Raw genomic sequence first — 16853 nt, 5'->3', positions numbered from 1 at the left:
AATGACCCCGTTGCCGCGGGCCGAGTCTGGCGGTAGGCGGGAGTGCAGGAGGATGGCTTGGGTAACGAAACGAAACTGCGTGGCGTCGAGGCGCTGCCTGCGACGATCCAGGTGCGCGGCAACTGGATTCGCCGACAGGCGCTGACGATGATCCATCGCGCCGGCCAGGGGCATCCCGGCGGCGATCTGTCCGCGGCGGATATCCTCGCTGCGATCTATTTCGGGGTTCTCCGATTCGATCCTGCGGTTCCGAACGATCCGTCGCGCGATCGCTTCGTGATGAGCAAGGGGCATTGCACCGGCGCGCTCTATGCCGCGCTGGCCGGGGCGGGCTATTTTTCCGAGGCCGAGTTGGAGACCTATCTCGCGCCGCAGTCGCGGCTCAACGGCCATCCCAACCGCACCTATCTGCCGGGGGTCGAGACCAATACCGGGCCGCTCGGCCATGGGCTGCCGGTCGCGGTCGGCATTGCCGTCGCGGGGCAGATCGACGCCGCCGACTATCGCGTCTTCGTGCTCACCGGCGACGGCGAGTTGCAGGAAGGCAGCATGTGGGAAGCGGCGATGTTCGCCGGGCATCGCGGGCTGGGCAATCTCACCGCGATCGTCGACCGCAACAATTTGCAGCAGGGCGCGCCGACCGAGGACACCAATTCGCTCGAGCCGCTGGCCGACAAATGGCGCGCCTTCGGCTGGGACGTGGTCGAGATCGACGGGCATGATGCCGCGCAGCTGCTCGACGTGCTCGCTGCGCCCGCGACCCCGCGCAGCAAGCCGCTATGCGTGATCGCGCGCACCGTGAAGGGGCGCGGCGTCAGCTACATGGAAAATCAGGCGGGGTGGCACCATGGCGTGCCCACCGACGCACAGTTCGCCCAGGCGCTGGCCGAACTCGACGGGGAGCAGCCGGAATGATCGACAAGGGTGCGGCCGGCCATGATTGCCGCAATGCCTATGTGGAGGCGCTGGAGGCGCTCGCGGCGGCGGATTCGCGGATCGTCGCGGTGGTCAATGACTCGGTCGGGTCGAGCAAGCTCGGCAAGTTCCGCGACAAGTTCCCGACCCGGCTGATCAATGTCGGCATCGCCGAACAGAATATGGTCGGCGTCGGCGCAGGGCTGGCCAATGGCGGCAAGGTGCCCTTTGTCAGCGGCGCCTCCTGCTTCCTGACCGGGCGCGCGCTCGAGCAGATCAAGGCCGATGTCGCGTACAGCAACGCCAATGTGAAGCTCTGCGGCATCTCCAGCGGCGTCGCCTATGGCGAGCTGGGCGCGACGCATCACAGCATCGAGGATCTGGCCTGGCTGCGCGCGATGAAGGGGCTGACCGTGATTGTCCCCGCCGATCCGTGGGAAACCGCGGAGGCGATCAAATGGGCGGCGGCGCATGACGGCCCGGTGTTCGTCCGGATCAGCCGGATGCCCGTCCCGGCGCTGGAGCGCAGCGCCGATGCGGTGTTCCAGCCGGGCAAGGCCGAGCTGCTCCGCGCAGGCGACGATGTCGCGATCCTCGCATGCGGCGTGCTGGTCCACCGCGCGCTGGAGGCTGCCGAAACGCTCGCCGCCGAGGGGATCGAGGCGCGGGTGCTCAACATGAGCTCGATCGCGCCGCTCGACGAAGAAGCGGTGCTCGCCGCCGCCGCAACCGGTGGGATCGTCACCGCGGAGGAGCATGTCGTTCGCGGCGGGCTGGGCGGCGCGGTCGCCGAATGCGTCGTCGGGTCGCGCCCGGTGCCGGTGCGCATCCTGGGCTTTCCGGGGTTCGTCACCACCGGATCGGCGGAATGGCTGCTCGAACATTATGGGCTGACCGCAGCAGGGATGGCGCAGGCGGCGCGCGAACTCGTCGCCGCGCGCGCGTGATGCCGCGTCCGGCGATCCTCGCGGTCGATCAGGGCACGACGAATACCAAGGCGCTGCTGTTCGCGGCGGATAGCGGCGCGGTGCTCGGGCGCGCCGCGCACCCGCTCGGCGTGCGCCACCCGCGCCCCGGCTGGGCCGAGCAATCGGGCGAGGCGATCTGGGGCAGCGTCGCGGGCGCGATCGCCGAGCTGATCGCGACGACGCCCGGATGCGACGTCGCGGCGATCGCCATCGCCAACCAGCGCGAGACGATCCTGCTTTGGGATGCCGAGACCGGCGAACCGCTGGCGCCCGCGATCAGCTGGCAATGCCGCCGCACCTCCGAACGCTGCGCCGCGCTGCGCCCGCATGCGGCGCGGATCGTCGCGCGCACCGGGCTGGGCATCGACCCGCTGTTTCCGAGCACGAAGCTTGGCTGGCTGCTCGACGAAGTCCCCGGCGCCCGCGCCCGCGCCGAGGCGGGCGAACTGCGCGCCGGGACGGTCGACAGCTGGCTGCTCTGGCACCTGACCGGCGGCGCGGTCCACGCGACCGATGTCAGCAACGCCTCGCGCACCCAGCTCCTGTCGCTCGATACCGGCGATTGGGACGAAGAGATGCTGGCGCTGTTCGGCATTCCCCGATCGCTGCTCCCGCAGGTGCGCTCGTCCGATGCGCGGTTCGGCACCACGTCGGGCGCGGGCGCGCCGGAGGGGCTGCCGATCCACGCGATGCTCGGCGATTCGCACGCGGCGCTGCTCGGCCATGGCTTTGCCGGGCCGGGCGAGGCGAAGGTGACGTGCGGTACCGGATCGTCGCTGATGGCGGTCACCGACGGGCGCGTCGCATCGGCGCACGGGCTGTCGGGCACGATCGCCTGGGGGCGCGGCGGTGCCGTGGTCCATGCGCTGGAGGGCAATGTCGCGGTGTCTGGCCATGCCGCGGCGTTCGCGACGCGGCTGCTCAACCTCAAGGACGAACAGGCGCTGACCGCGCTCGCCGCCTCGGTGCCCGCGAGCGAAGGCGTGGTGTTCGTCCCCGCGCTCGCCGGGCTGGGCGCGCCGCATTGGGAGTCCGACGCGCGCGGGCTGCTGAGCGGGATGTCGCTCGGCACCGAGCCGGCGCATGTCGCGCGCGCGGTGCTGGAGGGGATTGCGCTCCAGATCGGCGATGTCGCGATGGCGATGGACGCCGATCTCGGCGCCCCGCTGGCGTCGCTGTCGGTCGATGGCGGCGCGGCGGGCAATGATCTGTTGATGCAGATGCTGGCCGATGCGATCGGTCGCCCGGTGCTGCGCCCGCGTCAGCTGGAGCTGGGCGCGCGCGGCGTCGCGTGGCTCGCGGCGGAAGCGGCGGGGCTGGCGCCCGCGCGCTGGCCGCCGATCGAGCAGGACCGTTTCGAACCCCGCGCCGACCCCGCCGATCGCGCGGCGCTGCATGCGCGATGGCGCGCCGCTGTTGGGGCTTCGGCGGGACTGCACGAACGATAAAAAAGCAAGACTGAGGAGAGGCATATGAGGATCACAATCGGGGCCATGGCCCGGCTGCTCGCCGCCGCCGCGACGGTCGGGACGGCGATCGGCGCCGCAGCGCTTCCCGCGCTGGCGCAACAGGCGACGCCCGCGCCGGCCAAGCCGCGCGTCATCGTGCTCACCGATGTCGGATCGGACCCCGACGACATGGAATCGATGGTCCGCTTCCTGCTCTATGCCAATGAATGGGATGTCGAGGGGCTGGTGCCCTCCACGTCGCGCCACCTGATGGATTCGGTCCACCCCGAACAGATCACCCGGCGCATCGACGGCTATGAAAAGGCGCTGCCCAATCTGAAGGTCCATGCCAAGGGCTGGCCGAGCGCCGACACTCTGCGTTCGGTGGTCAAGCCCGGCCGCCCCGAATTCGGGATGCTCGGGGTGGGCGAGGGCAAGGATAGCGCGGCGTCCGACTGGATCATCCGGACAGTCGACAAGCCCGATCCGCGCCCGGTGTGGATCACCGTCTGGGGCGGCGCAGTCGACCTCGCGCAGGCGATGTGGAAGGTCCGCCAGACGCGCACGCCCGCAGAGGTGGCGAAGTTCGTCGCGAAACTGCGCGTCTATTCGATCTCCGACCAGGACAATGCCGGCCCCTGGGTCCGGCGCCAGTTCCCCGACCTGTTCTGGATCGTGAGCCTCACCGCGCACCGCCACTATAATCTGTCGACCTGGGGCGGGATTTCGGGCGACCGCATGTATTATTTCGACGGGCCGGACTTCACCACGGTGTCGAAGGAATGGATCCGCGAGAATATCCAGCGCGGGCCGCTGGGGTCGCTCTACCCCAGCTTCGAATTCATCATGGAAGGCGACACGCCGAGCTTCCTCTATCTGATCCCCAACGGCCTCGGCAGCCCCGAGCATCCCGATTATGGCAGCTGGGGCGGGCGCTATGGCAAGGTTTCCGAATGGGACGGGGTGTGGACCGACACCAGCGACCTGGTGGTCGGCATCGACGGCAAGGTCCGCCAGACCAACAAGGCGACGATCTGGCGCTGGCGCGAGGCGTTCCAGCATGACTTTGCCGGGCGCATCCAATGGACGCTGCAATCCAGCTACAAGGGCGCGAACCATAACCCGCAGCTCGTGCTCAACGGCATCGCCGGCACCGAAGCAGTCGAGATGACCGCGACCTCGGGCGACACCGTCCGCCTCTCTGCCGAGGGATCGAAGGACCCCGATGGCGACACGGTCGCCTATGACTGGTGGCAGTATCGCGAGTCCGAGGCGACCAACCGCAACCCCGCGGTCGAGGTCCAGCGCGGCGATCCGCTCCACACGCGCTTCGTCGCGCCCGAGGTGAGCGCGCCGACGCGCTTCCACATCATCCTCGAAGCGCGCGATGCCGGGACGCCGGCGCTCTACGCCTATCGCCGCGCAATCGTGACGGTGAACCCGCGCGCGAAATAGCCGCGCGACCGACGCGCAACGAAACGACGGGAGAGTGAAGATGCGTCGAACCGCAAAGGGACTTGCCGCCCTGCTGCTGAGTGCAGCGGCACCGGCCGCGATGGCGCAGGTCGGCGAGGAGGCGGGGGGCCTGGTCCTGCGCACCCCGACCGAGCGCGTCCGCATCGAATTTTGCGGGCCCAATCTCGTCCATGTCGTCGCCCGCCCCGAAGGCGCGGCGCCCCCCGTATTGCCGCGCCCGTGGATCCGCAGCGCCTGCACCCCGGTCAAGCCGCGGCTGGAGCGCGCCAGCGCTGCACAGGATGGGGCAGGGGCGCAGGCGCCGGGCGGTGCCGCCGCCGCGGCACCGGCGGGGCAGGTGCTGGCCGATGCCGGCGGCGTGAAGCTCGCCATTTCCGAGGCGAACGGCACTATCGTGTTCATGGCGCCCGACGGCACTCGCCTGCTCGGCGAAGTCGGCAACGGCCCGCGCGCCTACCGGCCCGGCGCGGTCGAGCCGTCGCTCTATGATGTCGAAATCCTGTTCCACCCGATCCTGCGCCAGGGGCTCTATGGCCTCGGCCAGCATCAGTCGGGGCTGATGAACTATCAGGGTTCGGTGGTCGAACTCGCCCAGTCGAACACCGATATCGCGATTCCCTTCATGGTCTCGACCGCAGGCTATGGCCTGTTCTGGAACACCGCCGCCGCCTCGCGCGTCGACAATCGCTTCCCGACCGAGCTGAAGGTCACCGCGGAGAGCACCGACGGCATCGACTATTATTTCGCCTATGGGCCGGAGATGGACGATCTGGTCGGCCAGTATCGCGCGCTCACCGGCCAGGCGCCGATGTTCCCGCGCTGGGCCTATGGGCTGTTCCAGTCGATGGACCATTATGCCACCGGCGCGCAGCTCGAACAGGCCGCCGCGATGAACCGCGAGGGCGGTGCGCCGATGGATGTCGTGGTGCAGGACTGGCGCTGGTGGCAGCGCATGGGCGACAAGGAATTCAAGACCGCCGAATATCCCGACGTCCCCGCGATGCTCAAGCGGCTGGGCGACCGCAACGTCCACACCATGATCTCGATCTGGCCGCTGCTCTCGACCAGTTCGAACCAGTATGCGCAGACGAAGGGGGCGGGACAGCTCGTCCCCGGCACCCAGCTCTACGACCCGACGAGCACGGAAGCCGCCGACCGCTATTGGAACACGCTCGCCGGGCCGCTGCTGGCGCAGGGGTGGGACGCGTTCTGGCTCGACGGTGACGAGCCCGAACTGCATCTGTCGGCAATGGCGCGCACCGATCGCACGATCCAGTCGCGCCGCCTCGCGATCGGGCCGGGGGCGTTCTATTCGAACTATTTCCCCTTCGCGCACACCGCCAATGTCCATGATCGCTGGGTCCAGGCGCGGCAGGACAAGCGCGTGTTCCTGCTCTCGCGCTCGTCGTTCGCGGGGGTGCAGGCGCATGGCGCGGCGAGCTGGTCGGGCGATATCGCCAATGCCTTCCCGACCTTCGAGAAACAGATTGCGGGCGGGCTCAACTTCGCGCTGTCGGGGATGCCCTATTGGACCACCGATATCGGCGGCTATTATCTCGGCGTGCTCGATTCCCCGCCCAAGGGACCCGACACCCGCGACCCCGCCTTTCGCGAGCTCTACACGCGCTGGTGGCAATATGGCGTGTTCAACCCGCTGTTCCGCACCCATGGCAAGCGCTCGACCAACGAGAACAGCGTGTTCAGCTATGGCGACGCCACCCCGACGCTGCTGGCGTTCAACCGGCTGCGCTACCGGCTGCTGCCCTATCTCTATTCGCTCGCATGGCAGGTGACCGACGCGCATGGCACGATCATGCGCCCGCTGGTGATGGACTGGCGCACCGACGAGAAGGTGTGGAACATCGCCGACCAGTTCCTGTTCGGCCCCGCGCTCCTCGTCAATCCGATCACCAAGGAAGGCGCGCGGACGCGCACGCTGTACCTGCCCAAGACAGGCTGGACCGATTTCTGGACCGGCGCGCGCCAGCCGGGCGGACGCTGGATCAACGCCGATGCCCCGCTGGAGCGCATCCCGCTGTTCGTCCGCGACGGTTCGATCCTGCCGCTGGGCGAGGTGGTCGAACACGCCGATCAGGACCCGTTCGGCCCGGTCGAGCTGCGCGTCTATCGCGGCGCGGACGGCGCGTTCGACTTGTACGAGGATGAAGGCGACGGGCAGGGCTATTCCCGTGGCGAGCGCGCGATCGTGCCGATCCGCTGGGACGAGGCGCGCGGCACGCTGACGATCGGCAAGCGCGTCGGCACATGGAAGGGCGCACCCGGCGTGCGGCGCTTCCGCATAGTGTTCGTAGCACCCGGCACGGGGGTCGGCATCGATGCCGCGCCGGGGCAGGCGGTCGAGTATCGCGGCGCCGCGATCACGGTGCGCGCATCATGAAGCGGCTCGCCCTCGTCGCGCTGCTGCTCGCGGGCGCCGCCCCCGTCGCCGCGCAACAGGCCGATCCGCTCGCGGAGGGCTTCCGCGCGCCGCCGCCCGACGCCCGCCCGCTCGCGTATTGGCAATGGATCAACGGCAATGTCAGCGAGGAGGGCATCCGGCTCGACCTCGAATGGATGCGGCGTTCGGGGATGGGCGGGGTGTTCCTGTTCGACATCGCCTTCGGCTCACCCCCGATCCCGCAATATGTCGAGAAGCGCATCGGCTTCGGCACCCCCGAATGGCGCCACGCCGTCCGCGTCGCCGCCGAGGCGGCCAAGCGGCTCGACCTGAGCTTCGGCGCGCAGTCGAGCGGCGGGTGGAGCGTCAGCGGCGATCCCGGCGTGACCGCCGCGCAGGCAATGAAGAAGCTCGTCTGGTCGGAGACGATCGTCGGGCCGGGCAAGGGGCGCATCGTCCTCCCGCCGCCGCCCCGCGTCAGCGGCCCCTATCAGGACCTCGCGATCGCCGATCGCTTCCGCCAGCCCGAGCTGGGCGACGACGTCGCGGTGCTCGCCTACCGACTGAGCCCCGCCGAGGCGACGGCGCCGCGCGTCACGATCTCCGGCGCGCGCGATTCCGCGCTGCTCGGCGATGGCCGCTACGATGCGGCGACGACGCTCGCGCCGGTCGGCGGGCGCGCCGAGCTGGTGTTCCGCTTCGATCGCGCCGTCGCGCCGGGGGCGTTCACGCTCGCCGTCGATGGCGCGATCCCCGCGGGCACGGTGCGCGACGCTACGGGCCGCATCCGCGCGACGCTCCCCGGCACCGCGCAAAAGGCCGCACCCGTGCGCAGCTTCGCGCTCCCCGGCCACGCCTCGCGCGAATGGCGCGTCGCGTTCGAGGGGCTCACCGCGCCGCTGAACATACGCGAGGCGCGGTTCGCGGTCGGCCCGCGGCTCGACCGCGTCGAGGAGCAGGCCGGGTTCGGCACGCTGCTCGACTATACCGCCGTCCGCACCGGCACCGCGCGCGCCACCCCGGCGGGCGCGGTGCTGGATCTCACCAGCAAGCTCGCCCCCGACGGCACGCTCGACTGGCGCCCCCCCGCCGGGCGCTGGGCGGTGCTGCGGTTCGGCTGGTCGCTCACCGGCAGGCGCTCGGTCCCCGCCTCGGCGGAGAGCGTCGGGCTCGAAGTCGACAAGCTCGATGCCGACGCCGTCCGCGGCTATGCCACGCGCTTCTACGATCGGTATGTCGATGCGGTCGGCCCGAACGGGCGGATGGACGTCGCGATCACCGATAGCTGGGAGGCGGGGCAGCAGAGCTGGAGCCCGGGCCTGTTCGCCGCCTTCCGGCGGCTGCGCGGCTATGACCCGCTGCCCTGGCTCCCCGCGATCGCGGGCCGCGTCGTCGGCGACAGTGCGCAGTCCGAACGCTTCCTCGCCGACTGGCGCCGCACCATCGCCGATCTGATCGCCGACAACCACTACGGCGTCTTCGCCCAGGTGCTCCGCGCGCGCGGGCTGACCTATTATGCCGAGGCGCCGGGCACCGATCTGCCCACCGTCGCCGACGGCATCCAGGCCAAGGCGCGCGCCGACGTGCCGATGGGCGAATATTGGTACTGGCCCGAAGGCGGCGCGCCCAAGCCCGAGCATATCGCCGATATCCGCGAGGCCGCGTCGGCGGCGCATCTCCACGGCAAGCCGCTGGTCGCCGCCGAGGCGCTGACCACGATGGGCGACGAGCCCTGGGGCACCGGCCCGCGCGAATGGCGCCGCCCGGTCGACCGCTTCTTTGCCGAGGGCGTCAATCGCATCGTGATGCACACCTCGGCGCACCAGCCCTTCACCGACGGGCGCCGCCCGGGGATGACGCTGCGCCAATATGGCCAGCATTTCACCCGCAACGAGGCTTGGGCCGATCTCGCCGATGGCTGGGTCTCCTATCTCTCGCGCGCGTCGTTCCTGCTCCAGCAGGGCAGCCCCGCCGCCGATCTCGCGGTGTTCTACGGCGAGGAGGCCCCGGTCGGCCCGCCGCACGGCTATCCCCGGCCCGAGGGCTATGACTATGATTTCCTCGACGCCGAGACGCTCGCGCGGCTGACCGTCGATCGCGGCGCGATCGTCACGCCGGGCGGCGCGCGCTATCGCGTGCTGGCGATTGCGCCGGGGGTGCGACGGATGAGCGTAGCGACGCTCCGTGCGCTCGATCGGCTCGCGGCGCAGGGGGCAATGCTGTCGGGAGCGCCGCCGGTCGCGCCGGTCGGGCTAGGCGATGACGCCCGCGAATTCGCCCGGCTGCGCGCGGCATTATGGGGGCGGGCAGGGCCTATCCGGAATGACGCGACTCCCGGCGCCGCGCTGGCGCGGGCAGGGGTGCGCCCCGATGTCGCGGGCGCCCGGCTCGACTGGACGCATCGGCGGCTGGCGGACGGCGATGTCTATTTCCTGTCCAATCCCGCAGCGACGCCGTTCGACGGCGAAGTGACGCTGCGGGCCGAGGGGGGCGGCACCGTCGCCGAAGTCTGGAATGCCGAGGATGGCAGCCGGGCGCCGCTCGCATCGGTGCGGAGCGCGGAGGGCGCGCGGCTGCGCGTCGCGCTCCCCGGCTATGGCTCGCGTTTCGTCGTCGTGCGAAGCCAGGGCGCGGCGGTCGCCCATCCGCTGCCCGCGCGCGCGCAGCTTGCGCTCGGCGGTCCGTGGCAGGTCCATTTCCTCGACGGGATGGGCGCACCTGCGCAAACCACTTTCGAATCGCTTCATTCCTGGGCGCAGGATGCCGACCCGGCGATCCGCTATTATTCGGGGCGTGCACGCTATGTGCGCAGCTTCGATCTTCCGGACGGCTTCGATCCGGCCAGCGCCGAGATCGATCTCGGCGTGCTGGGCGACATGGCGCGCGTGATCGTCAACGGCCGCGATCTGGGCGTAGTGTGGTGGCACCCGGCACGGCTCTCGCTGGCCGGATCCCTGCAAAAAGGGCGGAATCGCGTCGAAATCCTCGTCGGCAATTATTGGCAGAACCGCCTGATCGGCGACCGCCAGCCCGGCGCCGCACCCCAGACCTTCGCCCCGATCGCACCCTATGACGCAACCTCGCCGCTGCGCCCCGCTGGCCTGATAGGACCCGTCGAGATTCGCTGACCTCTTCTGGATGATTGCGCTAACATTTTCGCTTGCTTTCGTTTTTGCCTCGTGCGAACTCCCTGCCAACGCAAACGAAGATTTGCGGACATAATCATCATGGGGAGGGAATTGTCATGGCACTCACTACATTCGGCGCCTCGTCGCGCCTTGCGTTGCTCGCATCGACTGCACTGATCGCCTCGGCGGCGCACGCGCAGGACGTTCCCGCGCAACCCGCCGAGACGCTCGACACCGGCGCGCAGGAAGAAATCGTCGTCACCGGCTTCCGCGGCAGCCTTGAGCGCGCGCTTGAGATCAAGCGCCAGAATACCGGCGTCGTCGACACGATCGTCGCCGAGGACATCGCGAAATTCCCCGACAACAACCTCGCCGAGTCGATCCAGCGCGTGCCCGGCATCGCGATCTCGCGCGATCAGGGGCAGGGCCGCTCGATCTCGGTCCGCGGGCTCGGCGGCGATTTCACCGCGACGCGGATCAACGGCATGGAAAGCCAGGCGACGACCGATGGCTATAACGGCGCCAATCGCTCGCGCGGTTTCGATTTCAACGTCTTCGCCTCCGAACTGTTCAGCCAGATCGACGTGCGCAAGACCGCCTCGGCGGACCTTCCCGAAGGGTCGCTGGGCGCCACCGTCGACCTGACGACCTCGCGCCCGCTCAGCTTCAACGGCACCGTGCTGACGCTGTCGGCACAGGTCGGCTATAACGATCAGGCGAAAAAGGCCGATCCGCGCATCGCCGGCGTGTTCGCGACGCAGAATCGCGACGGCACCTTCGGCGTGCTGCTCTCCGCCGCCTATTCGCGCGCATCGGGCAATTACCAGCAGAGCAATTCGGGCGACTGGAACCAGGGCACCGGCGATGGCGGGTTCTGCAACCCCACCGCGACGCCCGCGGCCTGCGCCGGCACCAATGTCGCGGTGTTCAACCAGGTCAATAACGGCACCGTCTACAACCCGCGCTTCCCGCGCTATGTCCAGGGCGTCGGCAAGACCGAGCGGCTGGGCGTCACCGGCAGCGCGCAGTGGAAGCCCGTCGACGGCACCGAAGTCGTGCTCGACGTCCTTTATTCGAAGTTCAAGGTCGATCGCGACGACTGGGCGCTCGAACCGATCGGCTTCAGCCGCGCCGCGTCACAGGGCGGCAAGCCCGAGACGATCATCCGCGACGGCGTCGTCGATTCGAACAATTCGCTGGTCTATGGCCTGTTCGACAATGTCGATCTCCGCTCGGAGCATAACCGCGACAATTTCACGACCGAGTTCCTCCAGGCGACACTGTCGGGCAAGCAGGAGCTGAGCGACCGGCTGTCGATGAGCGCGCTGGTCGGGCATTCGCGGTCGGATTTCGACAATTTCGTCGATATCTCGACGCAGATCGACTCGTTCAACGTCGACAATTTCTCGTACGATCTTCGCCCGCTCGGCCAGAATGCGCCGAAGATCAACTGGGGTGTCGACGTGACCAACCCCAATAACTGGTATTTCGGCCCGCGCGTGACGCAGCCGGGGGGCACCGGCGCGACCGGCCCCGAAATCCGGCTGCGCCCCAATTATATCCAGAACCGCAACACCACCGCGCGGCTCGACTTCACCTTCGCGGCGACCGACGTGCTCAAGCTGCGCGCGGGCGGCGAGTTCAAGAAATATGAATTCGCGTCGCAGGCGCTGCGCTATGTCCAGGGCGAGGCCAATTTCCCGGCGATCCCGGCGGGCTATACGATCGCCTCGCTGACCGAGCAGTTTTGCGGGTTCGGCGCGTTCACGATGCCCGACGGCAACACCAAATGCTGGACCGCGCCCAATATCAGCGCGTTCCAGGATGCGTATCAGATCTTCAGCAACACCGGACGCACCGAGCTGTCGAGCACGGTTTCGGCGGCGCGCGGTGACAATCGTGCGATCACCGAGAAGGATTGGGCGCTGTACGGCATGGCGATGCTCGACACGCAGTTGGGCGACATGCGGCTGCGCGGCAATCTCGGCGGGCGCTATGTCATCACCGAACAGCAATCGAACTTCCTGACGACGGTGCCGACGACGGTGAACGCCTCGGGGGTGGTGCCGACCGAGGTCAACCGCACCTATCGCAACTTCCTGCCGTCGATCAATCTGGTGCTCGATCCCACCGACAAGCTGTCGGTGCGCCTCGCCGCGGCAAAGGTGATCGCGCGTCCGCCGCTCGGAAATCTTGCCGGCGCGACGACGGTCAGCGTGTCGGGCGGATCGCGTACCGTCAGCACGGGCAACGCCTATCTCGATCCGTTCAAGTCGGACAATCTCGATCTGTCGGTCGAATGGTATCCGGCGCGCGGCGCGATCGTCTCGGTCGGCGCGTTCTACAAGAATATCAGCACCTATATCCAGTCGAACACGGTCACCGCGCCCTATTCGTCGACCGGGCTTCCGATCGAGCTGCTGGCCGGGACCAATGTCACCCCCGACACCGATTTCGTGATCACCAACGTCGTCAATACCCCCGGCGGCCCGCTCAAGGGCGTCGAGTTCAACGTCCAGCAGCAGCTGACCTTCCTGCCGGGCTTCCTGTCGAACTTCGGGGTGCTGGCGAATTACACCTATGTCGATTCGAGCATCAAATATCGTGCGGGCACCGCGCTGGTCACCGCGACGCTGCTCAACCTTTCGAAAAACTCGCTGAACGGCACGCTCTATTACGAACAGGGCGGGTTCCAGACGCGCGTGTCGGCCAATTATCGCGACAAATTCCTCACCGGCGTCCCGGCCTCGTTCAACCAGGACGTCAGCGGCACCCGCGCCGCAACCTATGTCGATGCCTCGATCTCCTATGAGGTGATCAAGAACCTCACGATCAGCCTGGAGGGGATCAACCTGACCAACCAGGCCGATGTCCAATATACCAGCTCGACCGCCGATCGCTGGGTCAATTATCGCCTCAACGGCCGGCAATTCTACCTCGGGCTCCGAACCACGTTTTAATTTCGTGCCTTAAGCCCCATTCCTCTCAAGGTACGACCCTCGGGGGCGTCGCGGACCGCGGCGCCCCCTTTTTATCGTCTGCGCCCTCTGAGCCTATACTCATACAAGTGTTGACACGCTGTACTCATACAAGTTAGGAATCCCGTTAGCGCTACCACTGCGCAACAATCGTCGCCTGTTAAGCAGGGACATAATTGGGGAGGACGAAATGATTTCTCGTTCGGTAAGAATTCGCCGCGGGCTTCTTGGTGCCGCAGCGCTCTCGTGCCTGATGCTTCCGTCGCTGGTCCAGGCGCAGACCGCGCCCGCCGACCCGGCGGCCTCCGCTGCGGACCAGCAGGTTCCCGAGCCCGATGCGGAGATCGTCGTCAGCGGCTACCGCGCCTCGCTGGAGAGCCAGACCAACGCCAAGAAGAACTCGATCGGCTTCACCGACACGATCTTCGCCGAGGATATCGGCAAGTTCCCCGACACCAACATCGCCGAATCGGTCAACCGCATTCCCGGCGTCACGATCAGCCGCGAAGTCACCGGCGAGGGCGCGAACGTCGCGATCCGCGGGCTCGGCACCAACTTTACCCGCGTGCTGTTGAACGGCGCGCCGGTCGCCGTCGCTTCGGTGCGGTTCGATGCGCAGAGCACCAACCGCGAAGTCGATCTCGACCTGCTCCCGACCGAATTGTTCACGCAGCTGACTGTCAGCAAGTCGCCGGTGGCGAGCCAAGTCGAAGGCGGCGCCGCAGGCACCGTGAACCTGCGGTCCGCGCGTCCCTTCGACAATCCCAAGCCCTATGTGAGCTATGGCCTTCAGGGCTCGAAGGTGAGTTCCGCGGACAAATGGGGCTATCGCGGCCATGTCCTCGCCAGCGCGACCTTCGGCGATTTCGGCATTCTCGTCGGCGGTGCTGCGGTGCGCAACCATTTCCGCGTCGACGGCTATGAGACCATCGGCTGGACCAACCCCAATCTGAGCGCGACGCAGCGGACCAGCGGGACGCTGAACGGCACCGGCGGCGGCAATTTCACGATTCCCGGCACGGTCCCGGCCAATGCCGGCAACGGACTGGTCGCAGGCACCGTGATCGACCAGGCGTTCCTGCTCGCGCGCAATCCCGGCGCGACGATCGACCAGATCGACAACGGGCTGCTCCCGCGCCTCAGCCGCCCGCGGACCGAGATCGGCGAGCGCACGCGCTATAACGGCCTGGTCTCGCTCGAATATCGCCCCAGCGACGCGCTGCATTTCTATGTCGACGGCATGTACGCCAAGCGCGACACCGACTTCACCCGCGCCGCGATGAACTGGGTCGGCCGCAACGGCGCCGTGATCCCACTCAACACGACCTATGATCGCTCGGATTGCTCGGCGGGCTGCGTGGTCACCAAGGGCACCTATGCCAATGCGCAGTTTTTCCTCGAATATCGCCCGTACAAGGATCGGCAGGATTATTGGGGTGTCAATCCCGGGCTTGATTTCGTCGTCAACGACTGGATCACCGGCGACATCCAGGGCAATTACACCAAGAGCACTTTCCGCCGCGAAAGCCCGACGTTCCTCGTGATCACCCCGCCGAACAGCGGCGCGACGGTGACCTATGTCAACAATGGCGGCATTCCGCAGATCACGACCAACATCGACCTGAACAACCCGGCCAATTTCGGCTGGGCCGGGGGCGGTCGCGTCAATCTGAACGGCGAGGAGCGCACGACCGAGACCAAGGGGGTGCGCGGCAGCCTGTTGTTCGGCGATTCGACGCGGTTCAGCGTGCGCGTGGGCGCGGCCTATGACGACACGATGCGCCGGATCACGCCGTACGACAACACGGCGCCCTGGCAGAATGCGATCTGCGGCAACGGTCCCAATGTTTCGCTGCCCGCGCCCAATACCGGCACGACGCCGTGCACCGGGCTCAACCAGCCCGGCACGGCGACCCCCGCCGGGTTCCCGGCCTTTCTGGGCTATGGCACCAACTATACTGCGGGCGGCGTGCCGATCAGCTATGCCGGGTCGCTCATCCCGACGGCGGCGGTGCCCAGTTATCTGAAGCCCGGCAGCAACGGCTTCATCACCGTCGACTGGGACAAGGTGCGCTCGGCGACCGGCTATGACGCGCTGCTCGCCGCCTCGGGCGAGACCGGCACCGGCAGCAGCGGCGCCAATGGCGGGCTGGTGCAGGAAAAGGTCACCGGCACCTTTGTCGAGGGCAATGGCGCGATCGACGTCGGCGAGAACACGCTGCGGCTCAACGGCGGGCTCCGCTATGTCCGCACCGAGCAGATCATCGGCGGACGCATCTCCGTTCCCGATCCGCGCAACGCGACGATTGCCGATGGCGGTCGCTATCCCAACACGATCAATTTCTCGAAGACGAACACGCTCTATTCGAACTTCCTGCCCTCGGTGAGCGCGGCGTTCGACTTCCACGGCATCGCCGTGGCGCGCGGTTCGTTCTCGAAGACGATGACGCGGCCCGATCCGAACGCGATGCTTCCGGGCGCCAGCTTCGTCGCGCCGTCGGCGGACGTCGGCAATGTCGGCAACAGCGCGCTCGATCCGTATATCTCGACGAATATCGATGTCGGGTTCGAATTCTACACCGGCGGGGAAGGCGTGATCGCGTTCGCGGCGTTCCGTAAGTCGATCACCGGCTTCACCGTCAACGGGCTGCGCACCGTGCCTTTCTCGTTCTTCAACCAGTACGGGATCACGGTTGATTCGCTCACCCAGGCGCAGCGCGACGCGCTCGCAACGCGCGCGGCGGCGGGCCAGTCGCTCAACGACGTGCCCGTCGTGGTCCAGCAGCAGGTCAATTCGGACGGCAAGCTCAAGGTCAACGGCCTCGAGTTCCAGGTCACCCAGCCGCTGGACTTCCTGACCAGCTTCGCCGGGGTCCGGGGCTTCGGCTTCCAGGGCAATCTGACGCTGATCGACCAGAAGGGCGATGGGGCAGGGGCACCGGCGGTGGCGATCGGCGTCGCGCCGACCACCTACACGCTGACCGGCTATTATGAAGGCAACGGCCTGTCGACGCGGCTGACCTATACCTTCAACGAAGGGTCGCAGGGCTCGGGTGCCAACCAGAACGGCATCACCCAGGCGGCGATCTTCGGTCGCGACTATGCCCAGCTCGACTTCTCGGGCAATCTCGATTTGGGCAAGATTTTCAATAACAAATACCTGCCGACCCTGGTGGTCAACGTGATCAACATCACCAAGGAAGCACAGAGCAGCTACTTCCAGTACGAGAACGCGACCTTCAACGAATATAATCCGGGCCGCACCGTGCTGGTCGGCATCCGCGGGCGCTTCTGACCTTCGCCGGGGCGCCCGCCGCCCCGGCACCCTTCTCCCTGCTGCTCCGCCGCCCCACCCCTTGGCGGCGGAGCATTTTTTTGTGCGCCGGGCGGCCCCGGCGGCATTCTGCGGCAGCTTGAATGTGCCGCGGGGGTTTCGTCGGTCTTTGGTAGGGGGTGCACGATCACGGGTGGATCGTCAGGTCTCCGCCCCGCGAGCAGCGCCGCGAAGACAGTGTCTTGGCGCGGCGCTTGCGCTATTCCCC

At 67.7% G+C, this 16853-nt stretch carries 8 protein-coding genes; all 8 read left to right on the top strand.

The genetic code is table 11. The features are described 5' to 3' along the window. Positions 1-57: 57 nt before the first annotated feature. The 8 genes from TS85_RS09670 to TS85_RS09635 all read left to right on the top strand — a co-directional run bounded on the left by TS85_RS09670 (position 58) and on the right by TS85_RS09635 (position 16606). Positions 58-915: a transketolase gene (locus TS85_RS09670; RefSeq protein WP_227698743.1), complete on the top strand. Its 858-nt coding sequence runs from the start codon at positions 58-60 to the stop codon at positions 913-915. Beyond that, positions 912-1862: a transketolase family protein gene (locus tag TS85_RS09665; RefSeq protein ID WP_044331868.1), complete on the top strand. Its 951-nt coding sequence runs from the start codon at positions 912-914 to the stop codon at positions 1860-1862. Before TS85_RS09670 ends, TS85_RS09665 begins: the two co-directional genes overlap by 4 nt. Continuing rightward, positions 1862-3331 carry an FGGY family carbohydrate kinase gene (locus TS85_RS09660; RefSeq protein ID WP_044331866.1) on the top strand — a complete coding sequence of 490 codons (1470 nt, stop codon included), beginning with the start codon at positions 1862-1864 and terminating at the stop codon, positions 3329-3331. The genes TS85_RS09665 and TS85_RS09660 overlap by 1 nt, the downstream gene beginning before the upstream one ends. Before the next feature lie 24 nt (positions 3332-3355). Continuing rightward, positions 3356-4786 carry a DUF1593 domain-containing protein gene (locus TS85_RS09655; RefSeq protein WP_044331864.1) on the top strand — a complete coding sequence of 477 codons (1431 nt, stop codon included), beginning with the start codon at positions 3356-3358 and terminating at the stop codon, positions 4784-4786. Between the two features lie 40 nt (positions 4787-4826). After that, complete coding sequence (locus tag TS85_RS09650; protein WP_155006357.1) at positions 4827-7205, top strand: glycoside hydrolase family 31 protein; 2379 nt, start codon at positions 4827-4829, stop codon at positions 7203-7205. Then, on the top strand, positions 7202-10333 hold the full coding sequence (locus TS85_RS09645; RefSeq protein WP_044331860.1) for a glycosyl hydrolase: 3132 nt from the start codon (positions 7202-7204) through the stop codon (positions 10331-10333). The genes TS85_RS09650 and TS85_RS09645 overlap by 4 nt, the downstream gene beginning before the upstream one ends. Before the next feature lie 116 nt (positions 10334-10449). Beyond that, the gene (locus tag TS85_RS09640) at positions 10450-13293 is read left to right on the top strand and encodes a TonB-dependent receptor (protein WP_044331858.1); all 2844 of its coding nucleotides are present in this window, start codon (positions 10450-10452) and stop codon (positions 13291-13293) included. A gap of 271 nt (positions 13294-13564) precedes the next feature. Next, complete coding sequence (locus tag TS85_RS09635) at positions 13565-16606, top strand: TonB-dependent receptor (RefSeq protein WP_227698742.1); 3042 nt, start codon at positions 13565-13567, stop codon at positions 16604-16606. Positions 16607-16853: the final 247 nt, after the last annotated feature.

It is taken from the genome of Sphingomonas hengshuiensis (assembly GCF_000935025.1).
In the GTDB taxonomy this organism is placed as follows: Bacteria; Pseudomonadota; Alphaproteobacteria; order Sphingomonadales; family Sphingomonadaceae; genus Sphingomonas; species Sphingomonas hengshuiensis.
Note: the sequence above shows the minus strand (reverse complement) of the source record. Positions and strands in the feature narration are given on the sequence as shown.